We start from the raw sequence: 22,517 nt of genomic DNA, 5'->3' as shown, positions 1-22,517 counted from the left end.
TGGGGGGCTATTCAACCGTTGCCGGCGAGCAATCGCGCAGCCGCAGCCCTCGCCTCCTCGGTAATCGAGGCGCCGGCGAGCATGCGGGCGATCTCTTCCGTGCGTGCCGCTTCGTCCATGCGGGCGACGCGGGTGGCGATCATCTCGGTCTTTTCCGCGGAGGGCCCCTTCGAAATCAGGAGATGCGTCGCCGCACGCGCGGCAACCTGCGGCGCATGGGTGACGGAAAGCACCTGCACGGTTTTCGAAAGTCGCTTCAAGCGCTGGCCGATCGCATCCGCCACGGCGCCGCCGACGCCGGTATCGATCTCGTCGAAGACGAGCGTCGGCGCCGAACCGCGGTCGGCGAGCGCCACTTTCAGCGCGAGCAGGAAGCGCGAGAGCTCGCCACCCGAAGCGACCTTCATGATCGGCCCCGGCCTGGTGCCGGGATTGGTCTGAACGTGGAATTCGACCGCATCGATCCCGTCGGCCGTCGGCGATCCCGGGTCGCTCGTCACCTCCACCATGAAGCGGGCGCGTTCGAGCTTCAGCGCAGGCAATTCTTCCATGACGGCGGCCGAAAGCGCAGCAGCCGTATTGTGGCGCTTCTCGGAAAGCGAGCGGGCCGCAACGTCGAAGGCCGCCCTGGCCTCGGCGACCTGTATTTCCAGATGCTTCAGCTTCTCCTCGCCGGCGTCGAGATCGGCAAGATCTGCGATCATCCGCGCGGCAAGTGCCGGCAGTTCGGTGACCGGAACCGAATATTTGCGGCTCGCGGCCCGCAGAGCAAAAAGCCGCTCCTCGACGCGCTCGAGTTCCTTCGGATCGAATTCCGTGTTGCGGAGCGCGCGCTCGACCGCCATCTGGGCATCCGCAAGCTGGTTCAGCGCCCCGTCCAGAAGCTCGACCGTCTCTTCGAGCAGGCCGGGTGCCTCATGGCTCTTGCGTTCGAGCCGCCGGACGAGCGACGCGATGAGCGGTACCGGCGAGGCGTTGCCGTTCAGAAACTCGGATGCCTCGCTGATGTCCCCGGCAATGCGCTCGACCTTCATCATGCGGGCTCGGCTCTCGGCGAGTTCCTCCTCTTCGCCGTCGCGTGGCGAAAGCGTCTCGAGTTCCTCGACGGAGGAACGCAGATAGTCCGCCTCGCGGGCTGCTGCCTCCACCTTCTCGCGGTGTTTCTTCAGACAGCGCTCGGCATCCTTCCAGCCGCGATAGAAGGTCGCGACGTCTTCCGCAGCTTCGGTCGTGCCGCCGAAAGCGTCGAGCAGCGTGCGGTGCGCGTCGGTGTCGACAAGCGCCCGATCGTCGTGCTGGCCGTGAATTTCAACGAGCGTCTGGCCGACCTGCCGCATCAGCTGGACGCTCACCGGCTGGTCGTTGATGAACGCCTTGGTGCGGCCGTCGGCCGATTGCACACGGCGGAAGATCAGATCGCCGTCGTCGTCGATGCCGTTCTCGCGCAGGAAGAGCCGCGCCGCATGGCCGGCGGGAACGTCGAAGACAGCGGTAACCTGCCCCCTGTCCTCGCCGTGACGCACGAGCGAACCGTCGCCGCGGCCGCCCAGCGCGAGCGACAGACTGTCGAGAAGGATGGATTTGCCCGCCCCGGTTTCGCCGGTCAGCACCGAAAGCCCGGCATCGAAGCTGAGGTCAAGCCGTTCGATCAGGACGATATCGCGGATCGCGAGCTGGGCGAGCATCCGGTTTCATATCTTCGTTGTCGGGCGCCGGGAAAATCACGCGCCGATGAGGTTCTTTCCCGCGCGCGCGATCCAGGACGTGCCGGTTTCGCGCGGCTCAAGCCCGCCGGATTGCAGCAGCTTGTAGGAGTCGGCATACCATTGGCTGTCGGGGTAGTTATGCCCGAGAACCGCTGCCGCCGTCTGGGCTTCCCCAGTCACGCCCATCGCATAATAGGCTTCGACGAGACGGGCTAGCGCTTCCTCGACCTGATTGGTGGTCGGATATCGCTCGACGACGGTGCGGAAGCGTGAAATCGCCGCAAGGTATTCCTTGCGCTCGAGATAATAGCGGCCGACCTGCATCTCCTTGCCGGCGAGCTGGTCGCGTGCAAAGCGGATCTTTGCCTGCGCATCGTCGACATATTCGGAGTCCGGATACTTGTCGACGACGACCTGCATCGCCTCGATCGCCTTCGCCGCAGGTCTTTGATCCTGCGTCACCGACGGAATCTGCTTCGTATAGGCAAGGCCCTGTATATATTGCGCGTAGGCCGCGTCTTCCGACTGCGGATAAAGGTTCAGATAACGGTTGGTCGAGTTGATCGCGTCCTGATACTGGCCGTTGCGATAGGAAACGAATGCATTCATGACCAGCGCTTTGCGGGCATATTCGGAGAACGGATGCTGCTTGTCGATCGCCTCGAACTTCCGCGCCGCTTCCGTCGTCTTGCCGGCGTTCAGGTTTGCGAGGCCCTGGTTGTAGAGCACGTCCGGCGGATCGGTCTCGGCCGTGAGTTTGGTGATGTCGATGTCCGGATCGTTCTGGCAGGCCGTGATCAGACTGGAGCCGGCGATAGCCGCAAGAACGACCGCGGCGACGCGCGCTGATCTTCTTATGTCGACAGAAACTGCAAGAACCATCGGATATTCCCGTTTCACTCAGCGCCTAGCATCGCGCCAGACTTGCGCGTTTTAGAGCAAGTTACCTCAAGACCGCAACGTCATGATCGGCAATTCATGCAAATTTGTGGCGCCCTGCAACGCTGCACCCCTTTTCAGATGTGTAAAGCGCCTCTGGCACCGTGAAAATCGGTGCCGAAGAACACGCGTTACTCGGGGAAAACTATCGAATCATCATAAAAATGCCGGCCTTTCGGCCGGCGACTGGAGAAGAATGTCCTGTGCCCTCAGGCGGACCAGGGCGCGAAGCCCGGTGCGGCAACCGCCACCATGTCCCGCGAACGGGTGCGCTGGCGCGGCGTTGCCGTTTCCACCACCTCATAGGCGGTCGGATCGCTGAGCAATGCCTTGAGGGCATTGGCATTCATCCGGTGCCCCCCGCGATAGGAGCGGTAGCGGCCGAGGAAGGGAGCGCCCGCCAGCGAAAGATCGCCTACGGCGTCGAGGGTCTTGTGGCGGACGAACTCGTCCGTATACCGCAGTCCCTCCACATTGATGACCGCGTTGTCGTCCGAGATTACCACGGAGTTTTCGAGTGACGAGCCGAGCGCGAAACCGCCTGCCCAAAGGCGCTCCACATCGCGCATGAAGCCGAAAGTACGCGCCCGCGACAGCTCCCGCTTGAAAACGGAAGGCGTCATGTCGCCCTTCCATGCCTGACGGCCGATCAGCGGGCAATCGAAATCGATCTCGACTTCGAAGCGCATGCCGTCATAGGGCGTGAATTCCGACCAGGAAGCGCCCGATTCGATGCGCACCGGCTTTAGGATGCGGATATAGCGGCGCTTCTCGGCAAGCGATTGAATACCTGCCTGCTCGATCGCCTCGATAAAGGGAGCGGAGCTGCCATCCATGATCGGCATTTCGGCGCCATGCACCTCGATCGACAGGTTGTCGAGGCCGAGCGCGTAGACCGCCGCCATGACATGCTCGATCGTGGCGATCGAGGTCGCCGGCGAGAGGCCAAGGACGGTGCAGAGATCGGTGTTGCCGACCTGCGACGAGACGGCCCGGAATTCGCTCACCCGGCCGCCGGCAAGCACACGCTGGAACACGATCCCGGCGTCGGCATCGGCCGGCTGGAAGGTGATCTCGACTTCCGCACCGGAGTGAACGCCAATTCCCTTGAGGGTTATCGGGTTTGCAATCGTCGTCTGAAACCCGAGCAGTTCGATTCCCATTCTCGTCACTTTCAATCAAGGCGGCCTTCGGCCAAAATCCTAGAGGGTGCCACGTTGCTCAAGACACAAGACGAAGTACCGGGATCCCGCGCCAGTCGGCGGAAATCTCGTCTTCGAACTAACAGCGCCCGATCGAATCGTATGCGTCCCCAATTCCGATGATGAAAATAAGAGTTTGGAGACACCATTCCAAATCACTGTTCGTTTCGGTTTGTTACGCAATTCATATGCGCGCAATGCAAATGACAAGTGTCTGATTTCGCGAGGGAAATCGAAAAATGCCCGGGCTGGCGCCCGGGCATCGGCAAGGTGAAGGAACAGTCTCCGCATGTTTCCCTGAACCGGAGTCGGCTCAGGAAAAACTGCGGCGACTGAAAGTACCACGGCGACGTTGCGCGTCCGATCGGACGCACGGCGCCGTAGGTATCAGCTCGACTGGCGGCGCAGGAACGCCGGAATTTCGAGCTGATCGTCTTCATGCGACCGCATCTGAGGCGCAGCGCGACCGTGTTCGTCGAGCTGGCCGCGACGCGGCGCATAGAGGCTGGCTTCCGGCGAAAGCGGCCGGCGCTGTTGCGAGGCGGCGCTTGGTGCGGCGGCGGTCATGTCGGATGAGACATTCGTCGCTTCCCGTTCACGCAGCCCGAGCGAGCTCGTGATCCGGTTCAGGAGTCCCATCGGTCCGCGTTCCTCCTGATGCACAGGCGCCGGCTGCGTCCGGTGATCCATTTCCGCCTTCACGACCGGCGGAAAGTCCTCGACCTTCGGCATGCGTACCGGCTCGGCCTGCTGCCGCACGACCGGGGTGGGCTCCTGCCGGACCGGCTGTGCCTGCATCTGCGGCTGAACGGGCGCCTGCATCTCGACCGGGCGCGGTGCCGGCTGCGCCGGCCGCATGACCGGTGCGGCCTCCGCCGGAGCGACGCCTGCGAAAAGCTTGCTCTGCGGACGGAAGGTCTCTTCCTGCAGTTGCGGCTGCGGCTGCGGCTGCGTCTGCGGTGCGGCGACCTGGGTGCGCGCAGCGATGTCGAGTTCGCGCTCCATTTCGGCTTCGCGAATGGCGAGCGCGATGTGGTCGACATTCTGCTGCTGCTGGAGCGGCTGCTGCACCGGCTGCGGCTGCGGCGCGGGCTGCAGCGAAACAGTCGGCTGCGGCTGGGCCGGAACGGCGGCGGACGGGCGGACGATCGGCTTCGGCGCTACCGGACGAAAGTCGGCGGAGCGGCCGGCCACCTCCGCGGCCGTGCGGTCGATGCCGGTCGCGACGACCGAAACCCGAATGAGGCCTTCGAGCTCCTCGTCGAAGGTCGCACCGAGAATGATGTTGGCGTCCGGATCGACCTCCTCGCGGATACGCGTCGCAGCCTCATCCACCTCGAAGAGCGTGAGGTCGCGGCCACCGGTGATGGAGATGAGCAGGCCTTGAGCGCCCTTCATCGAGGTTTCGTCGAGCAGCGGGTTGGCGATCGCAGCTTCCGCAGCGGCCATTGCGCGGCCTTCGCCGGAGGCTTCGCCCGTGCCCATCATGGCGCGGCCCATTTCGCGCATCACCGAACGGACGTCGGCGAAGTCGAGGTTGATGAGGCCTTCCTTGACCATGAGGTCGGTGATGCAGGCGACGCCGGAATAAAGAACCTGATCGGCCATGGCGAAGGCGTCCGCGAAGGTCGTCTTGTCATTGGCGATGCGGAAGAGGTTCTGGTTCGGGATGACGATCAGGGTGTCGACCGACTTCTGAAGGTCGGAAATACCCTGGTCGGCGATCCGCATGCGGCGTCCGCCTTCGAAATGGAACGGCTTGGTGACGACGCCGACGGTGAGGATACCCTTGTTGCGGGCAGCCTGGGCGACGATCGGAGCAGCGCCCGTGCCGGTGCCGCCGCCCATGCCGGCGGTGACGAAGCACATATGCGTGCCCTGCAGGTGATCGATGATCTCGTCGATGCATTCTTCAGCGGCCGCACGGCCGACTTCCGGCTGCGAGCCGGCACCAAGACCTTCGGTGACGGCGACACCCATCTGGATGATCCGCTCGGCCTTGGTCATGGTGAGTGCCTGGGCATCCGTGTTGGCGACGACGAAATCGACGCCCTGGAGCCCGGCGGTGATCATGTTGTTGACGGCGTTGCCGCCGCCGCCGCCGACGCCGAAGACCGTGATACGCGGCTTCAGCTCGGTAATGTCCGGCTTCTGCAAGTTGATGGCCATAGTCCTGTTCCTTCTCTTTCCCTGGCCGCCTTGCCGAGCCGGCCAATTCCTTCAAACTCGAACACCTGTCCCGTTCGGCGATATGCCGAGCGGTCTAGAAACTTTCTTTCAGCCATTGCCCCATCCGGGCGAAACGGCTGTTGCCACCGAGGGTGGAGAACATGCCGCTGCCGGCGGCATGCGTCTCGAGGTCGGCGACCTGCGGGTAGATCATCAGCCCGACGGCCGTGGAGAAGGCCGGGCCCTTGGCAGCGGCCGGCAGTCCGGATACGCCGAGCGGGCGGCCGATGCGGACATTGCGTGCGAGAATGCGCCGCGCCGCTTCCGGCAGGCCGGTCAACTGGCTGGCTCCCCCCGTCAATACGATCCGCTTGCCGACGATCGGGCTGAAACCGGACCGCTGGATGCGGTCGCGTATGAGTTCCAGCGTCTCTTCGATGCGAGCGCGAACGATGCGCGAAACCAGAGCGCGCGGCACGTGCGTCGGCTGATCGCGGTCGTCTTCGCCGATCGGCGGAACCGAAATGATATCGCGCTCGTCCACGCTGTTCGGAAGCGCCGAACCGTGCACGACCTTCAGGCGCTCGGCATCCTCGATGCGGGTGGACAGGCCGCGCGCAAGATCGGTCGTGACGTGGTGGCCGCCAAGCCCGACGGCGTCCGCATGGACGAGCTTGCCTTCGGCGAAAACCGAGATCGTCGTCGTACCGCCGCCCATGTCGATGGCCGCACATCCGAGCTCGACCTCGTCATCCACGAGTGCCGCAAGGCCGCTGGCATAGGGCGTCGCGACCATGCCCTCGACCGAGAGGTGAGCGCGATTGACGCAGAGTTCGAGGTTCTTCAGTGCGGGCCGCTCCGCCGTCAGCACATGCATGTCGACGCCGAGAACGTCACCGAACATCGCCAGCGGGTCGCGGATGCCGCGCTCGCCGTCGAGCGAGAAGCCGGTCGGCAGAGAGTGCAGGATGGCACGATCGGTGCGCAGCGACTGGTGACCCGCGGCAGCGAGTACCTTCTTCAGATCGTTCGCCTCGACCTCCTGCCCGCCGAGATCGATCGTCGCGGTATAGACGTCGCTCTGCAGGCGGCCGGCGGAAACATTCACGATGAGGCTGTCGATGGTTAGTCCCGCCATGCGCTCGGCTGCATCGACCGCAAGCCGGACGACACTTTCGACCGCGTCGAGATCGGCGATGACGCCATTCTTGACGCCCCGCGACTTCTGGTGCCCGATGCCGATGACCTCGATGCTGTGCGTGCGCCCGGGCAGGATCTGGCTCTCGGCACGCGGCGTCAGGCGGCCGATCATGCATACCACCTTGGTCGAGCCGATATCGAGCACCGACACGACATGCGACCGCTTCGAGGGCAAAGGTTTCAGACGCGGAAGGCCGAAATTGGCGGATCCGAACAAACTCATATCCGCTTCTCCTGGGCTTTCAGCATTTTCTCCCTCGCCTTGAGTGCGACTTCCCGGCGCTTCACGGCTTCCGGCGTCAGCTGTACGGTCGTGCGGTCTTCGAGCCTGAGGTCGACGGCGGCGATGTCGCGCTCCAGCAGCTGATGCGTGTCTTGCATACCGGCGAGCACGCTCATCGCGCGGGCAACATCCTTTTCCGGAAGCTTCACGACGACGCCGTTGTTGAGCCGCAGATCCCAGCGTCGCCCGGCCACGCGCACGAAGGCCTTGACGCGGGAGCGGAACTCCGGCCAGCGGGAAAATTCATCGTAGAACGCGGCCGCCGCCGTCTCCGCGTCGCGGCCCACGAAAAGCGGCAGGCTGGCGAACTTGTTGTCCCTGAGCGGCGCGATGACGCTGCCGCTGCGCTCTATCAGGGAGAGATCCGATCCGTGCTGCCAGATACCGAAGGCTTCGCGCTCCTTGAGAACGACCTCGATCGTACCCGGATAGATCTTGCGCACCGTGACGGTCTCCACCCAGGGCAGTTCGCCGATCAGCCGACGCGCCTCCTCGATATCGAGCGCCACCAGTGAGGTCGTGCCGTCCAGGCCGAGCTGCTGGAGAATGTCGATCTCGGAGGTCTGCGCATTGCCGGAGACGCGGACGTCCTCGATCGCGAAGCCGGCGGCAGTCGTCGAGACCTGCGCGAAGCTCTGCGTGTGGCCGCCGAGCGACATGCCGTAAAGGCCCGTGGCCACCATGAAAGCTGCGGCGGAAACTGTTCCGGTATGATTCGGGAAGCGGATTCGACCGGCGCCAAGGCTGATCAGAAAGCGCACGCCCTTGCGCAGCGGCCGCGGCAGGACGAACGCTTCATCCGCCTCGGCGACAGCGCCGGCCGGGTAACGAACCCTCTTGCCCCTTCTGCCCCTCAGCGCAAGCACGACGCGTCCTCCACCATCCACCTGAGAAATTCACCGAACTGAAGGCCCGCATGCTGCGCCATCTCGGGCACCAGGGACGTTGGGGTCATGCCGGGTTGGGTATTGATCTCGAGCCAGATCAACTCGCCCTCACCATCCCCACGATCGTCGAAACGAAAGTCGGACCGGCTGACGCCGCGGCAACCGATCGCCTCATGCGCCTTCAACGCCAGTGTTTGTATTTTTTGGTAAATATTTGGTGAAATCTGTGCAGGTATGACGTGCTTCGAACCACCTTTTACGTATTTCGAGTCGTAATCGTAGAAGGCGTGCCCCTGCGGGATGATTTCAGTGACGCCGAGGGCGACATCGCCCATGACACCGCAGGTGAATTCGCGTCCGGCAATATAGCGCTCGACCATGACGCGGTCGCCGTACCGCCACTCGCTTGAGGTGATCAACTGAGGCGGATGCGACTGATCCTCCTTGACGATCACCACCCCGAAGCTCGACCCCTCGCGGACCGGCTTCACCACATAGGGCGGCTTCATCGGATGCTGATTGCCGAAGCTACGCCGGTCCATGACCAGCGCCTCGGCAACCGGGATGCCGGCAGCCTTGGCGACATGCTTTGCCTGGTCTTTATCCATGGCCAGCGCCGAGGCCAGGACGCCCGAATGGGTATAGGGGATCTCGAGATATTCGAGAATGCCCTGGATCGTCCCGTCCTCGCCGAACGGTCCATGAAGCGCATTGAAGACGACATCCGGGCGCAATTCCTGAAGAACCGCTGCGACGTCGCGACCGACATCGACCCGCGTGACGCGATAGCCTTCCGCCTCCAGCGCATCCGCGCAAGCCGTCCCCGAAGACAGGCTCACCGGCCTCTCCGAGGAAAATCCGCCCAACAGGACAGCAACATGCTTGCTGCTCATTCAAACCCCCAAACAATACGCCACTATCGCGAAGCTTGCTTGCACCTGGCTGATTTCGAAGCCTCGATTCGCGTGACCGTCGCGTGGAACCACTACAACGACATTATGGTTAATGAAGTGTTTACTTTGGTTAACTCTCGCCGCGAAACGCGCTCCGGCGAAACCCCCCAAGAATCAATCAGAGACAAGATTTCCTAGCTGAATCAGAGCTTTCTGTGGCTTGCAAGGGAAATAATCTTAGGAAAGGCAGAGCCCGCCTGCGTGTGCAGGCGGGCTCTACATGGTCTTACGTGGCGCTATCTTTCCCGATCTAGCTATCGTCGCCGACGATTTTCCATACGATCCCGGCAACGCCTGCACCGATCAGCGGTGCGACCCAGAAGAGCCAGAGCTGGGAAATGGCCCAGTCGCCGACGAACAGCGCCTGTCCGGTCGATCGGGCCGGATTTACGGAGGTGTTGGTGACCGGGATCGAGACGAGGTGAATCAAGGTCAGCCCAAGGCCGATGGCGATGGGCGCGAAGCCCACAGGCACGCGGCCATGCGTCGAGCCAAGAATGATGAGCAGGAAAAAGGCGGTCATGACGACCTCGGTGACGAGAGCCGCCGTCAACGAGTAGCCCCCCGGAGAATGTTCGCCGTAACCATTGGCGGCAAAACCGCCAAGCTGAAAATCGGCCTTGCCGCTGGCGATCACGTAGAGCACGGCAGCCGCGGCGATCGCGCCGGCGACCTGCGCGATGATGTAACCGACGAGGCTCGCCGGCGGCATTCTGCCGGCAACGGCAAGTCCGACCGATACCGCCGGATTGAAATGGCCGCCGGAAATTCCGCCGACCGCATAGGCCATGGTCAGCACCGTAAGGCCGAAGGCAAAGGAGACCCCGAGCAGGCCGATGCCGACCTCCGGGAAGGCAGCGGCAAGTACGGCGCTGCCGCACCCGCCGAGAACGAGCCAGAAAGTACCGAGAAATTCCGCAGAGAGCTTTCTGAACATGAATATTCCCCCAAATCGAAGCAAAACGCTTCGCCGACGAGAGTTCTCCAGTATTCGATTCTCGTCAAGCGGAAGATGTATTTTCTGTCAATGCCCGCATTACGGGAAGCCCATGAATTCATGTAGGTGGGCATGTCGACTGCTCGGGCAAGGCGGGGCGATGCGCCGGTGGAATATTGCTGCGCCGGCAAGCGCATTTAGTTCGTATTTCTTACGAAATCGGACTTTCTCGATGTGAAAACTTGCGCTAAGAACCGGCCGCCCGCCTCCCAAGACGGCATAACCGCCAGATCATTTTTTTGCGTCCATGGGACAGCGAACTGATCTAACCCTCTGAAACCACGCAATTCCGGCGGGAGAGAGTTACTCGCTTTCCCGCGAATTGCCACAGGAACGAACCAATGACAGACGCGACAACCTCGCTGTCGCCGCAGGATGGTGCGTTCCATCGGCAGGCCGTGAACTCCCCTGCCCGGGTGCTGTTCGCCAGCCTGGTCGGCACCACGATCGAATTCTTCGACTTCTATGTCTATGCGACCGCAGCGGTAATCATCTTCCCGCACCTTTTCTTCCCTGCAGCCGATCCGACCTCGGCAATGCTGCAGTCCCTCGCCACCTTTTCGATCGCCTTCTTCGCCCGCCCGCTCGGCGCCGTGATCTTCGGTCACTTCGGCGACAGGATCGGCCGGAAGGCGACGCTCGTCGCCGCGCTGATGACCATGGGCATTTCCACGGTCATCATCGGCCTGTTGCCCACCTATGCGACGATCGGCGTCGTGGCACCGCTGCTGCTTGCCCTTTGCCGTTTCGGTCAGGGCCTCGGCCTCGGCGGCGAATGGGGCGGCGCGGTGTTGCTCGCCACCGAGAATGCGCCCGAAGGCAAGCGGAGCTGGTACGCCATGTTCCCGCAGCTGGGCGCGCCGATCGGCTTCATCCTGTCGGCAGGAACCTTCCTCATCCTCGGCGAAGTCATGAGCGAAGAGGCCTTTTTCGCCTGGGGCTGGCGCGTTCCCTTCATCGCCAGCGTGCTGCTCGTGATCGTCGGCCTCTATGTCCGCCTGAAGATCACCGAAACGCCGGAATTCCAGAAGGCGATCGACAAGCACGAGCGTGTCGAGGTGCCGGTCGCGGCGATCTTCCGCTCGCACAAGCGAAGCCTCGTACTCGGCACTTTCGTGGCGCTCGCGACCTTCGTCCTGTTCTATCTGATGACCGTCTTCTCGCTCTCCTGGGGCACGACCAAGCTCGGCTATTCGCGCGAACAGTTCCTGCTCGTACAGATGACGGGCGTCGTCTTCTTCGGCCTGATGATCCCGGTCTCCGGCATACTTTCGGACCGCTTCGGCCGGCGCCTCGTGCTGGTGCTGACGACGATCGGCATCGGCGTTTTCGGCCTCTTCATGGCGCCGCTTCTGTCATCCGGTCTCGGCGGGGCCTTCGTATTCTCGATCGTCGGCCTCGGCCTGATGGGCCTCACCTACGGGCCGATCGGCGCGGCGCTGGCGGCTCCCTTCCCGACGGCGGTGCGCTATACCGGCGCCTCGATGACCTTCAACCTCGCCGGCATCTTCGGCGCGTCGCTGGCGCCCTATATCGCCACCTGGCTCGCGACCAATTACAGCCTCGGCCATGTCGGCTACTATCTGCTGGCGGCGGCATCGATCACGCTCGTCTGCCTGCTTCTTTCGAACGAGGAAGAGGTCTCGGGCTGAGAGATGGAATAATCCTGAAAAAGGGCCGCGTCGGATATCCGCCGCGGCCTTTTTCTTGGTCCCGATTTCGGATCAGGCCGTGGCGCGGCCGAGGAATTCCCTGATTTCATAGCCCGGCATGAAATTGCCGACCCGCTTGATTTCCCATTCCAGCTTGACGCCGGAATGCTCCATCACCCGCTGGCGCACGGTCTCGCCGAGATATTCGAGCTCGTAGCCGGTCGCCTGTCCGGTATTGATCATGAAATTGCAGTGAAGCGGCGACATCTGGGCATTGCCGATCATCATCCCGCGGCAGCCGGCCTCGTCGATCAGCTTCCAGGCCGAATGGCCGTCCGGGTTCTTGAACGTGGATCCGCCGGTCTTCTCGCGGATCGGCTGCACCGTTTCGCGATGCTGGCGCACGGCGTCCATGTCGGTGCGGATCTTGGTCTTGTCTTCCGCATAGCCCTCGAAGATCGCATGCGTGAAGATCAGCTCCTTGGCCGCGCCGGAATGGCGGTAGCCGTAGCCCATCTCGGCTTTGCTCAGGACATGCCTGTTGCCCTTGCGGTCGACGGCATGGACCTCGACGACGCGTTCGCTGGTTTCGCCGCTATTGGCGCCGGCGTTCATGCGGAGTGCCCCGCCGATCGAACCGGGAATGCCGTAATAGAAGTAGAAGCCGCCGATACCATGGTCGAGTGCCATGGCGGCGATGTTCTTGTCCGGGCAGATCGCGCCCGCCTTGATGCGGTTTTCACCGGCGAGTTCGAGATCGCCGAAGCCCTTCGCCGAAAGCCGGATGACGACACCCGGAATACCGCCGTCGCGCACGAGCAGGTTGGAGCCCACGCCGACGACCATCACCGGCACCTCTTCGGGCACCAGCTTCAGGAAGGCGACGAGGTCGTCGGTGTCGTGCGGCTGGAACATGAGCTCGGCGAGACCGCCCGCACGAAACCAGGTAACGCGGTCCATCGGGGCATCGGGCGTGAGACGTCCGCGGATTGCAGCGACGCCGTTTCCGAGCGAATCGAGAAGTTTCTGACCGTTGACCTGTTTCATGCTCGATTTCCTGAAATTTCCGCGAGCTGCTTGGGCAAGGCCGCGGCCCAATAGGTAATGCTGCCAGCTCCCAAGAGAACCACAAAATCGCCCGGCTGTGCAATCTTCGCGATAACGGGCGCCAATGCCTCCTGTCCGGGGATGTGGCGGGCATCGCGATGGCCGGCAGCCTTGATGCGGTCGACGAGCGCTTCCGAGCTGACGCCCTCTATGGCTTCCTCGCCGGCCGCATAGACCGGAGCGAGCAGGATCGTATCGGCGTCGTTGAAGCAGGATGTGAAGTCTTCGAAGAGGCTCGACAGGCGCGAGTAGCGATGCGGCTGGTGGACCGCGACGATGCGCCCCTGGCACGCCTCGCGCGCCGCCCTCAGGACCGCCCTGATCTCGACCGGATGGTGGCCGTAATCGTCGAAGATGCGCGCGCCGTTCCACTCTCCCGTCAGAGTAAAGCGGCGTTTCACGCCGCCGAAGGTGGCAAGACCTCTCGCAATGTCCTCGGGCTTGATGCCGAGCCGCTGTGCGACCGCCACGGCAGCCGTGGCGTTGGAGACATTATGGCGTCCGGGCATCGGCAGCCTGAGGTCCTTGATCGCGATCACCTGGCCCGTGCGGCGGCGGCGGATCTCGATATCGAAGATGGAGGTCGCACCGTCCATGCGGATATTGTGGAAGCGCACGTCGGCCTGGGGGTTCTCGCCGTAGGTGACGACCTTCCGGTCCTCGATCTTGCCGACCATGGACTGGACCTCCGGGTGGTCGAGACACAGCACGCCAAAACCGTAAAAGGGCACGTTCTCGACGAACTGCCGGAAGGCCGCACGGACGGCGTCGAAATTGCCGTAGTGGTCGAGATGTTCGGGATCGATATTGGTGACGACCGCGATGTCGGCCGGCAGCTTCAGGAACGTGCCGTCGGATTCGTCTGCTTCGACCACCATCCATTCGCCGGCGCCCATGCGCGCATTGGTGCCGTAGGCGTTGATGATGCCGCCGTTGATCACGGTCGGATCGAGGCCGCCCGCATCGAGCAGGGCGGCGACCATCGAGGTCGTCGTCGTCTTTCCATGGGTCCCGCCGATCGCAATTGCATTGCGGAAGCGCATCAGCTCGGCAAGCATCTCGGCACGCCGCACGACCGGCAGGAATTTCTCGCGCGCAGCGATGAGCTCGGGGTTGTCCTTCTTGATCGCCGTCGAGACGACGACCACCTCGGCATCGCCGAGATTTTCCGCTTTGTGCCCGATGGAGACGCTGATGCCCTTTTCCCGCAGACGCTGCACATTGGCGCTGTCGGCTTGGTCGGAACCCTGGACGCGATGGCCGAGATTGTGCAGGACCTCGGCAATACCGCTCATGCCGATGCCGCCGATACCAATGAAATGTACGAGCCCGATCGTCTTCGGCATCTTCATGAGCGTGTTTCCTTGAACTTCGCGACTGTCGAGCCGCTGGCAATAGCCTCTACCAGCAAGGCAAGCAAGCGCGCGGCATCCGGCTTGCCGGTCTGGCGGGCGCCGGCCGCCATCTGCGCCAGCGCATCCGGGTTGCTCATCGCATCCGTAAGGATGCCGGCGAGCCGCTCGGCGCTGAGCTCCACCTGCGCGATCACGCGCGCCCCCCCTTTCGCGGCGAGTGCCGCGGCATTGGCTGCCTGGTCGTGGTCGAGAGCGTAGGGATACGGCACCAGAATCGCCGGGCGTCCGATGACCGAGATTTCCGAAACGGTGGACGCGCCCGAGCGGCAGATAACGAGCTGCGCCGAAGCGATCCGACCGGCCATGTCGGTGAAGAAGGGAGATACCTCAGCGGGAACGCCGAGCTTCTCGTAGACCGCGATGACGCCTTCGCGGTCCTCGGGCCGGGCCTGCTGCGTCACCTTCAGCCGTTGGCGCAGCGCGTCGTCGAGCCGGCAGACCGCCTGCGGCACCGTTTTCGAGAAGAATTGCGCGCCCTGGCTGCCGCCGAAGACCACGAGATGAAAGGGCGCATCGCCGGCAGCCGGCGCATAAGGAAGCCCGGCAGCCTTCAGCACCGCCGGACGCACAGGGTTTCCGGTCGCCACGGTCTTCGCCGCGAAGGCTCCGGCGCCTTCCGGGAGAAAGCCGCCGGCGACGGCCTTGACCCGTGATGCGAGCATTTTGTTGGCGCGGCCCATCACCGCGTTCTGTTCGTGGATGATCGACGGAATGCCCATGCCCGTGGCCGCAAGCAGCGGCGGCACCGTCGGGTAGCCGCCGAAGCCGACGACGGCCCTGGGCCTAAGCCTGGCAATCAGTCGCCGTGCCGCCCTCAGGCCCGTCCAGAGCTTCCACACCGACCGGGCGAGTTTCATCGGGTTCTTCGAACCGATCGTCGCCGACGGCACGACATGAATCTCGTCGGCCGGGAACTTCCCCGTGAAGCGTTCGGCACGGCTGTCCGTCACCAGATGCACGGAATAGCCTGTCGCTTTCAGCTCATGCGCCAGCGCCTCGGCTGGAAAGAGGTGCCCGCCGGTCCCGCCGGCGGCAAGAAGAATGATGCCTTTATCCATGTCTCACTCCGCCGGCACTCCGACGCCCGATCGAAAGAGGCTGCGCTCGACGGCGCGTTTCTCCGGCCGATGACGCGTCAGTGCCAGAATGAACCCCGCCGTCACGCAGATCGCCACCATCGACGACCCGCCATAGGAAATCAGCGGGAGCGTCATGCCCTTGGCCGGAAGCAGCTCGAGATTCACGCCGATATTGATCATCGACTGGATGCCGATTTGCAGAACCAGCCCAGCAACCGCGAACCGATTGAAGTCGTTGCGCTCGCGGAAGGCATGATTGAGACCGCGCATGACCACGAAGGCGAAGATCATGACGATGACCATGCAGAAGACGATGCCGAACTCCTCCGCAGCGACGGAAAAGATGAAGTCCGTATGGCTGTCCGGAATGATGCGCTTCACCACGCCCTCACCGGGGCCGCGGCCGAACCAGTCGCCGCGAATGATCGCCTCGCGGGCCGTATCCACCTGGAACGTATCGCCTTCGCCGGTCAGGAACCGGTCGATGCGGCCGGCGACGTGGGGCAGGATGGAATAGGCGGCGAAAAATCCGCCTATCGCCACCGACGCGAGCACGATGATCCAGAGCCATGGCATGCCGGCCATGAAGAACATGCCGCCCCAGACCGCCGCAGTGAGGATGGTCTGGCCGAGGTCGGGCTGGGCAACGAGGAGCGCCCCGACGATACCGAAGAGGAGGATCGAAAGCAGATTGCCGGGAATTTCCGGCTGCCGTGCATGTTCGGCGAAAAGCCAGGCGCAGACCACGACAAAGGCGGGCTTCATGAATTCCGAGGGCTGTATCGAAATGCCGGCGAGCGACAGCCACCGCCGGGAGCCCTTGACCTCCTGGCCGAAGAACAGAGCCAGCACCATCATCGCCGTGGAAATCACGAGCAGGATGATCGCCGTGCGCCGAACCTGTCGGGGCGAGAGAAAGGAGATGCCGACCATCACCACCAGCGACGGCAGGAGGAAGAGCGCATGGCGCTTGACGAAGTGGAAGCTGTCGAGGCCGAGCCGTTCGGCGACCGGGGGGCTTGCGGCGAAGGAGAGCATGAAGCCCACGCCCATCAGCAGGATGAAGGCGGCGAGAAAAAATCTGTCGATCGTCCAGAACCAGTCGGCCACGGGGCCACGTTCGGCTCGGCTTACCATCAGTCTGTCCCCTTTCCGGGCGCGTACCGCGCCAACATCCACTACCGGCCGAAGCCGTCAAATCAGCATGCTCACGCCCTCGAGCGCCGCCACATGGCCGACGAAGGCATCTCCGCGCACCTCGAAATTCTTGTACTGGTCGAAGCTTGCGCAAGCCGGGGAAAGCATCACGGCCGCAGGGCCTTGCGTGTCCCGCGCCGCATCCGCTGCCGCGTGCGCAACCGCCTTTTCCAACGTCCCAGAGATTTCGTAGGGCACTGCTTCGCCGAGTGTCGCCGCGAAGGAGGGTGCCGCTTCTCCGATCAGATAGGCTTTTACGATCTTCGGGAAGAATGGCGCCAGTGACGTGATGCCGCCCTCCTTCGGCAGACCGCCGGCGATCCAGTAGATTCGGTCGTAACTTGAAAGCGCCGGGGCTGCAGCCTCTGCATTGGTCGCCTTGCTGTCGTTGACGAAGACGATCTCGCCCTTTTTCGCAACCGGCTGCATCCGGTGCTTGAGGCCCGGAAAGCTCCTGAGGCCGTTCACGATTTCCTTCCCGGAGATGCCGACCGCCAGGCAGGCGGCGATCGCAGCCGCGGCATTCTGGGCATTGTGCCCTCCGCGTAGCGTCTGGATGCCGGCAAGATCGGTAAAGAGCGACGATGCCCCGTCCTGCGCCCGCATCAGCGCCGAGCCTTCGGCATAAACGCCCTCGGCAAGCGGATGGCGGCGCGAGATACGCACCACCTTTGTTCCTGCCCGCTCCACCCGATCCGCGATCAGGCTCGAGAGGCTGTCGTCGACGCCGACGACCGCCGTTCCGCTCCCCGCCACCAGACGCTCCTTGATCTCCGCATAGTGCTGCATCGTGCCGTGGCGATCCAGATGATCCGGCGTCAGGTTGAGCAGTATCCCGGCGGTCGGGTCGAGCGTGGGCGCAAGGTCGATCTGGTAGGATGAGCATTCGACGACATAGAAGCGCCCTGCTTTCGGCGGATCCAGCGTGAGCACTGCGGTGCCGATATTGCCGCCGAGCTGCGTGTCCCGCCCGCTCGTCCTGAGGATATGGGCGATCAGCGCCGTCGTCGTGGATTTGCCGTTGGTGCCGGTGATGGCGATGAAGGGGCAATCGGGCGCGTGTTTGCGTCGCTCACGCACGAAGAGCTCCACGTCGCCGATGATCTCGACGCCGGCCTGATGCGCGAGATCGACGCTCCAGTGCGGCTTCGGATGCGTCAGCGGCACGCCGGGCGAAAGCACCAGGGCGGCAAAGTCATGCCAGTCGACGCCGCGCAAGTCAGCCGTGGTTATCCCGGCCGCCGCAGCCTTGGCGACGCTGTCAGGATTGTCGTCCCACGCCACGACATCGGCACCGCCCGAAACGAGTGCCTGAGCCGTCGCGAGCCCCGAGCCGCCAAGCCCGAAGAGTGCGATCTTCCTGCCCTTGAATGTGGTGACCGGGATCATCGCGGCTCACCGCAGCTTCAGCGTCGAGAGGCCGACCATTGCGAGGATTACTGCGATGATCCAGAAACGGATCACCACCTGGCTTTCCGTCCAGCCTTTCTTCTCGAAGTGATGGTGGATCGGCGCCATCAGGAAGACGCGATGCCCGGTGCGCTTGAACCAGAAGACCTGAATGATGACCGACAGCGTCTCGATGACGAAGAGCCCGCCGATGATGACCATGACGATCTCGTGCTTGGTCGCGACGGCCACGGTGCCGATCAGGCCGCCGAGCGCAAGCGAACCCGTATCGCCCATGAAAATCGCAGCAGGCGGTGCGTTGAACCACAGGAAGCCGAGGCCCGCGCCGATCACGGCACCGAGGATCACCGCGAGTTCGCCGGTGCCGGGCACGAAATGGATCTGCAGGTAATTGGCGAAGACGGCGTTACCGGCAAGATAGGCGATCAGCCCAAATGCGGCCGACGCGATCATGACGGGAACGATCGCGAGCCCGTCGAGACCGTCGGTCAGGTTTACGGAATTTCCCGCGCCGACGATGACGAACCCGCCGAACAGCACGAAGAAATATCCGAGATTGAGCATCAGGTCCTTGAAGAAGGGAAAGGTCACCGACGAGCCGAAGGTGGAACCCGCCGCCCCCGCGGAAAGCGCCGCCTGCATCATGAAGAAGACGGCAACGGCGGCGATCACGAACTCGATGCCGAGCCGTGCCTTGCCGGAGAAGCCCTTTTCCGACTGCTTCGTCACCTTCAGATAGTCGTCGTAGAAGCCTATAGCGCCGAACCCGAGCGTCACCAGAAGCGTCGATACGACATAGATGCTGGATAGATCGGCCCAGAGCAGCGACGACACCACGATGCCGGTCAGGATCATCAACCCGCCCATGGTCGGGGTCCCTGCCTTCTTGAAGTGCGTCTGGGGGCCGTCCGCACGGATCGGCTGGCCCTTGCCCTGGCGGATGCGCAACGATGCGATCATGGCGGGGCCGAACAGGAACACGATCAAGGCAGAGGTGAAGAGAGCCGCCCCCGTACGGAAGGTGATGTAGCGAAAGAGATTGAAGAATTGAAAGTGGTCCGCCAGTTCCACAAGCCAGATCAGCATAAGGGACCTTTCCCCCGGAAGTTTATAATCGGACATCGTCCAACAGAATCATCTGCCAGAAGATACCCGCTTGCGTTCGACTATGTTAGGCCATTTCCCCTGGCCGAAGGCCGTATCCACCAGCACTGCGGCGCCGCGCACCCTTTCGGGTGCACAAGAGCCGCCGCAGCGCTTTCAGTAGCCGCATGTTCTTCCGCAGACCGGTTCCGGTTCGAGGAAACATGCAGCGATGGCAACGTCCCTATACTTCCCCTGCTCCGGCCGTCTCCTGCGGATAGGCATCGAGAAGCGCCTGGACGATCTTTGCGCAACCGGTGCCCTTCGAAGACTTGACCATCACGACGTCGCCGGCCGCGACAGCTCCGAGCGCGTAGCCCGTGAGATCATCCACCCGGTCCCGATGGACGACGGATACCTCCGGCGGCAGGGCGTCGCGCAGATGGGCCATCTCGGGCCCGGCCAGCCAGACATCGGCAATACCCGCCTCGATAATGGGTCTCGCAAGCGCCGCATGAACCACCGCCGAATGCTCGCCCATTTCCAGCATGTCGCCGAGAACGGCAATGCGTCGCCCGCCGGCTGACGGCTCTGCATCGCGCAGAAGCGAGATCGCCGCCCGCATCGAGGCGGGATTGGCGTTGTAGCTTTCGTCGATCACGGTGAGGTGCCCGGCGCCGATCCTCAGGTGATGCCGCAGCCCCCGGCCCTTTTCCGGCTGCATCGTCGCAAACGACGCGACGACGCGATCGGTATCCGCGCCTGCCAGCGTCGCCGCGGCGATCGCCGCCAAGGCGTTCTCGGCAATATGGCGCCCGGGTGCCCCGATCGCTATCTCAAGCGTTCTGCCTCCCACGGCGGCCCAGAGCACCGAGCTTTCCGCTCCTCCGGCAAACTCGGCCAGACGGAACTCCGATCTCGGATTTGCGCCGAAGGAATGGACATGGCTGACCCCCGCCGCCGCAGCCGCCCTTTCGAGGAACTCGTATTGCGCGCTGTCCCGATTGATGACCGCATGGCCGCCGTTGACCACGCCTTCGAAGATCTCGGCCTTGGCGGCCGCAATCTCGTCCAGGCTCGTGAAATTGCCCAGATGGGCGGCGGCAATGCTGGTCACCACCGCGACATGCGGGCGGACCATCCGTGTCAGCGGCAGAATTTCGCCCGCATGGTTCATTCCGATCTCGAAGACCCCGAAATCGGTCGTCTCCGGCATGCGCGCAAGCGTCAGCGGCACGCCCCAGTGATTGTTGAAGGACGCCACGGAGGCGTGCACCCGGCCGAGGGGCGACAGCACGTGCCTCAGCATCTCCTTCGTGGTGGTCTTGCCCACCGATCCCGTGACGGCGATGATTTTCGCCGCGCTGCGGTCGCGGGCGGCGCAACCGAGCCGGATCATCGCCTCCAGCACGTCGTCGGCGACGATCATCGGGGCGGTCAGGCGCCCCAGCGCCGGGAGTTTCGCTTCGCTGACGACCAGGAGCGCGGCTCCGTTTGCAAGCGCGATCCCGGCATAGTCGTGGCCGTCGACGCGATCGCCTCTGATCGCGAAAAAGGCCTCGCCATCGCCGATCGTGCGGCTGTCGATCGAAATGCCGGTGATCCCTTCGGGCAGGTTCCCGACCGGGCGGCCGTTCATGGCGGCCAGAAGATCGCTGCTTGTCCAGAGCCAGTTCAAATCAAAGACCTCCCAGTGCCTTGCGGACCTCCGCGTGGTCGGAAAAAGGCAGCGTCACCGAACCGATCGTCTGCCCCTCTTCATGCCCCTTTCCGGCAACGATCAGCGTATCGCCGGTCTTCAGCATGCCGACGGCCGCACGGATCGCCTCGGCGCGATCGCCGATTTCCGTAGCCCCCTTGGCCGCAGCCATGATCTCGGCACGGATCACTTCCGGTACTTCCGAGCGCGGATTGTCGTCGGTGACGATCACGACATCGGCGAGGCGGCTGGCAATCTCTCCCATGATCGGGCGCTTGCCCTTGTCCCGGTCGCCGCCGCATCCGAAAACCACCACGACCCGGCCGGTGGTAAAGGGACGCACGGACTCCAGCACGTTTGCGAGTGCGTCCGGCTTGTGGGCGTAGTCCACATAGGCGAGTGCGCCGTCCTTCGTCTGTCCGACGAGCTCCAGCCGCCCCGAAGCGCCCTGCAGCCTCTCCAGCGCCGAGAATGCCGCCTTTGCGGTGATCCCGGTGGACATTGCGAGCCCCGCGGCAACGAGCGCGTTGGCGATCTGGAAATCACCGGCGAGCGGCACGTGAATTTCGTAGATGTCGTCACCGACATGCACCTCCGCCGACTGCTTGTGGCGGAAATGCTCGACGCGCTTCAGCGCAATGAAATCGCCGTTGCGCCCGACGGTGCGCACATCGTGGCCGGCCTTGCGAGCGGCAGCGATCGCCTCGGCGGACCATTGGTCGTCCGCGAAGATCACCGCCGGCGAACCTTTCGGCAGGAGCGCCCCGAAGAGGCGCATCTTGGAGGCCATGTAGTGTTCGACCGTCGGATGGTAATCCATGTGATCGCGGCCGAGATTGGTAAAGGCGGCGGCCGCGAGGTTGACCCCGTCCAGCCGGCACTGGTCCAGACCGTGGCTCGAAGCCTCCATTGCCGCATGGGTCACGCCCTCATCGGCAAGTTCGGCAAGCAGCTTATGCAGGGATACCGGGTCGGGGGTCGTCAGCGAGCCGTATTCGGTGCGGCCGGGCGCCACCACTCCCGTGGTGCCGATCATCGCCGCCGAGAAGCCGCTATGCGCCCAGATCTGCCGGGTGAAGGAGGCAACGGACGTCTTTCCCGCCGTGCCCGTGACCGCCACCATCGTCTCCGGCTGGCGCTCGTAGAAGCTGGATGCCGCCTTTGCCAGGAACCTGCGCGGTTCGGAGATCGCAAAGACGGGCGCACCCGCTTCCGCCTGGGCGCCTTTTCCGGCAACGACCGCCGAGGCTCCGCGAGACAGCGCATCCGCTATGTAAGCAGCCCCGTCCGCCTTCGATCCGGCAACGGCGACGAAGAGATCGCCGGGCTTGACCTGCCGGCTATCGGCCGTGATGCCGCCGATCTCGATGGTTGCGGCGTCGCCCTTCAGCTGCGCCGAAAGTTCCGGGAAATTCGATCCCGCCAGGTCCGTGATCTTCATGAACTGCACGTCTCACATCGATATGATCCAACAGCGCCGTGCGTCTTCTCAGACGCGCAAAGGTCGCCGTAACACTTTGAATGCAGCATGGTATGGTC

At 63.5% G+C, this 22,517-nt stretch carries 18 protein-coding genes; 2 read left to right on the top strand and 16 right to left on the bottom strand.

All coding sequences use genetic code 11. The features are described from left to right. Positions 1-11: 11 nt before the first annotated feature. From recN to AC6CIG_RS06025, 7 genes are all read right to left on the bottom strand, one after another. Positions 12-1,685 (bottom strand): DNA repair protein RecN, encoded by a 1,674-nt coding sequence (gene recN, locus AC6CIG_RS06055; RefSeq protein WP_127712408.1) that lies wholly within the window; start codon positions 1,683-1,685, stop codon positions 12-14. Positions 1,686-1,721: 36 nt separating this feature from the next. After that, positions 1,722-2,588, bottom strand: a complete 867-nt coding sequence (locus tag AC6CIG_RS06050; RefSeq protein WP_018095445.1) for an outer membrane protein assembly factor BamD — start codon at positions 2,586-2,588, stop codon at positions 1,722-1,724. 266 nt (positions 2,589-2,854) lie between these two features. Continuing rightward, entirely contained in the window at positions 2,855-3,808 is a 954-nt protein-coding gene (lpxC, locus tag AC6CIG_RS06045) for a UDP-3-O-acyl-N-acetylglucosamine deacetylase (protein ID WP_127712409.1), read from the bottom strand. 426 nt (positions 3,809-4,234) lie between these two features. Then, entirely contained in the window at positions 4,235-6,016 is a 1,782-nt protein-coding gene (ftsZ, locus tag AC6CIG_RS06040; protein WP_127712410.1) for a cell division protein FtsZ, read from the bottom strand. A 94-nt stretch (positions 6,017-6,110) separates the two neighbouring features. After that, a complete protein-coding gene (gene ftsA / locus AC6CIG_RS06035; RefSeq protein WP_018095448.1) occupies positions 6,111-7,439 on the bottom strand; it encodes a cell division protein FtsA in 1,329 nt (442 codons plus the stop codon). Continuing rightward, a complete protein-coding gene (gene ftsQ, locus AC6CIG_RS06030) occupies positions 7,436-8,365 on the bottom strand; it encodes a cell division protein FtsQ (RefSeq protein ID WP_018095449.1) in 930 nt (309 codons plus the stop codon). The genes ftsA and ftsQ overlap by 4 nt, the downstream gene beginning before the upstream one ends. After that, positions 8,353-9,279: a D-alanine--D-alanine ligase gene (locus AC6CIG_RS06025; RefSeq protein WP_018095450.1), complete on the bottom strand. Its 927-nt coding sequence runs from the start codon at positions 9,277-9,279 to the stop codon at positions 8,353-8,355. The genes ftsQ and AC6CIG_RS06025 overlap by 13 nt, the downstream gene beginning before the upstream one ends. On the opposite strand from AC6CIG_RS06025, the gene AC6CIG_RS06020 reads away from it, so the two are divergent. Then, entirely contained in the window at positions 9,265-9,477 is a 213-nt protein-coding gene (locus tag AC6CIG_RS06020) for a hypothetical protein (RefSeq protein WP_498322522.1), read from the top strand. The genes AC6CIG_RS06025 and AC6CIG_RS06020 overlap by 15 nt on opposite strands. 112 nt (positions 9,478-9,589) lie before the next feature. On the opposite strand, the gene aqpZ is transcribed toward AC6CIG_RS06020, so the two are convergent. Next, a complete protein-coding gene (gene aqpZ / locus AC6CIG_RS06015; RefSeq protein ID WP_127712411.1) occupies positions 9,590-10,276 on the bottom strand; it encodes an aquaporin Z in 687 nt (228 codons plus the stop codon). A 401-nt stretch (positions 10,277-10,677) separates the two neighbouring features. Here aqpZ and AC6CIG_RS06010 point away from each other — a divergent pair, with 401 nt between their 5' ends. Then, positions 10,678-11,988: an MFS transporter gene (locus tag AC6CIG_RS06010; RefSeq protein WP_498322520.1), complete on the top strand. Its 1,311-nt coding sequence runs from the start codon at positions 10,678-10,680 to the stop codon at positions 11,986-11,988. A gap of 72 nt (positions 11,989-12,060) precedes the next feature. Here AC6CIG_RS06010 and murB read toward each other — a convergent pair whose 3' ends face one another. The 8 genes from murB to AC6CIG_RS05970 all read right to left on the bottom strand — a co-directional run bounded on the left by murB (position 12,061) and on the right by AC6CIG_RS05970 (position 22,419). Then, positions 12,061-13,035 (bottom strand): UDP-N-acetylmuramate dehydrogenase, encoded by a 975-nt coding sequence (gene murB / locus AC6CIG_RS06005; protein WP_018095453.1) that lies wholly within the window; start codon positions 13,033-13,035, stop codon positions 12,061-12,063. Next, positions 13,032-14,447 carry a UDP-N-acetylmuramate--L-alanine ligase gene (murC, locus tag AC6CIG_RS06000; RefSeq protein WP_018095454.1) on the bottom strand — a complete coding sequence of 472 codons (1,416 nt, stop codon included), beginning with the start codon at positions 14,445-14,447 and terminating at the stop codon, positions 13,032-13,034. Before murC ends, murB begins: the two co-directional genes overlap by 4 nt. Next, positions 14,444-15,568 (bottom strand): undecaprenyldiphospho-muramoylpentapeptide beta-N-acetylglucosaminyltransferase, encoded by a 1,125-nt coding sequence (gene murG / locus AC6CIG_RS05995; RefSeq protein WP_018095455.1) that lies wholly within the window; start codon positions 15,566-15,568, stop codon positions 14,444-14,446. Before murG ends, murC begins: the two co-directional genes overlap by 4 nt. 3 nt (positions 15,569-15,571) lie before the next feature. Beyond that, positions 15,572-16,726 (bottom strand): putative lipid II flippase FtsW, encoded by a 1,155-nt coding sequence (gene ftsW / locus AC6CIG_RS05990; protein WP_018095456.1) that lies wholly within the window; start codon positions 16,724-16,726, stop codon positions 15,572-15,574. Positions 16,727-16,783: 57 nt separating this feature from the next. Then, entirely contained in the window at positions 16,784-18,175 is a 1,392-nt protein-coding gene (gene murD / locus AC6CIG_RS05985) for a UDP-N-acetylmuramoyl-L-alanine--D-glutamate ligase (RefSeq protein WP_018095457.1), read from the bottom strand. Positions 18,176-18,181: 6 nt separating this feature from the next. Further along, the gene (gene mraY / locus AC6CIG_RS05980) at positions 18,182-19,282 is read right to left on the bottom strand and encodes a phospho-N-acetylmuramoyl-pentapeptide-transferase (protein ID WP_018095458.1); all 1,101 of its coding nucleotides are present in this window, start codon (positions 19,280-19,282) and stop codon (positions 18,182-18,184) included. 241 nt (positions 19,283-19,523) lie between these two features. Continuing rightward, positions 19,524-20,957 carry a UDP-N-acetylmuramoylalanyl-D-glutamyl-2,6-diaminopimelate--D-alanyl-D-alanine ligase gene (locus AC6CIG_RS05975; RefSeq protein ID WP_127712413.1) on the bottom strand — a complete coding sequence of 478 codons (1,434 nt, stop codon included), beginning with the start codon at positions 20,955-20,957 and terminating at the stop codon, positions 19,524-19,526. 1 nt (position 20,958) lies between these two features. Further along, positions 20,959-22,419, bottom strand: a complete 1,461-nt coding sequence (locus AC6CIG_RS05970; RefSeq protein ID WP_127712414.1) for a UDP-N-acetylmuramoyl-L-alanyl-D-glutamate--2,6-diaminopimelate ligase — start codon at positions 22,417-22,419, stop codon at positions 20,959-20,961. Between the last annotated feature and the right edge of the window lie 98 nt (positions 22,420-22,517).

Source organism: Sinorhizobium sp. GQ132, from assembly GCF_059758575.1.
The sequence above is the reverse complement of the archived record's forward strand: the minus strand, read 5'-3'. Positions and strand labels throughout refer to the sequence as shown.

Bases quoted from the DNA above. Each gene is read 5' to 3' on its own strand.
- recN (WP_127712408.1), bottom strand. From the start codon at position 1,685: ATGCTCGCCCAGCTCGCGATCCGCGATATCGTCCTGATCGAACGGCTT.
- AC6CIG_RS06050 (WP_018095445.1), bottom strand. From the start codon at position 2,588: ATGGTTCTTGCAGTTTCTGTCGACATAAGAAGATCAGCGCGCGTCGCC.
- lpxC (WP_127712409.1), bottom strand. From the start codon at position 3,808: ATGGGAATCGAACTGCTCGGGTTTCAGACGACGATTGCAAACCCGATA.
- ftsZ (WP_127712410.1), bottom strand. From the start codon at position 6,016: ATGGCCATCAACTTGCAGAAGCCGGACATTACCGAGCTGAAGCCGCGT.
- ftsA (WP_018095448.1), bottom strand. From the start codon at position 7,439: ATGAGTTTGTTCGGATCCGCCAATTTCGGCCTTCCGCGTCTGAAACCT.
- AC6CIG_RS06020 (WP_498322522.1), top strand. From the start codon at position 9,265: ATGCTTGCTGCTCATTCAAACCCCCAAACAATACGCCACTATCGCGAA.
- AC6CIG_RS06025 (WP_018095450.1), bottom strand. From the start codon at position 9,279: ATGAGCAGCAAGCATGTTGCTGTCCTGTTGGGCGGATTTTCCTCGGAG.
- aqpZ (WP_127712411.1), bottom strand. From the start codon at position 10,276: ATGTTCAGAAAGCTCTCTGCGGAATTTCTCGGTACTTTCTGGCTCGTT.
- AC6CIG_RS06010 (WP_498322520.1), top strand. From the start codon at position 10,678: ATGACAGACGCGACAACCTCGCTGTCGCCGCAGGATGGTGCGTTCCAT.
- murB (WP_018095453.1), bottom strand. From the start codon at position 13,035: ATGAAACAGGTCAACGGTCAGAAACTTCTCGATTCGCTCGGAAACGGC.
- murC (WP_018095454.1), bottom strand. From the start codon at position 14,447: ATGAAGATGCCGAAGACGATCGGGCTCGTACATTTCATTGGTATCGGC.
- murG (WP_018095455.1), bottom strand. From the start codon at position 15,568: ATGGATAAAGGCATCATTCTTCTTGCCGCCGGCGGGACCGGCGGGCAC.
- ftsW (WP_018095456.1), bottom strand. From the start codon at position 16,726: ATGGTAAGCCGAGCCGAACGTGGCCCCGTGGCCGACTGGTTCTGGACG.
- murD (WP_018095457.1), bottom strand. From the start codon at position 18,175: ATGATCCCGGTCACCACATTCAAGGGCAGGAAGATCGCACTCTTCGGG.
- mraY (WP_018095458.1), bottom strand. From the start codon at position 19,282: ATGCTGATCTGGCTTGTGGAACTGGCGGACCACTTTCAATTCTTCAAT.
- AC6CIG_RS05970 (WP_127712414.1), bottom strand. From the start codon at position 22,419: ATGAAGATCACGGACCTGGCGGGATCGAATTTCCCGGAACTTTCGGCG.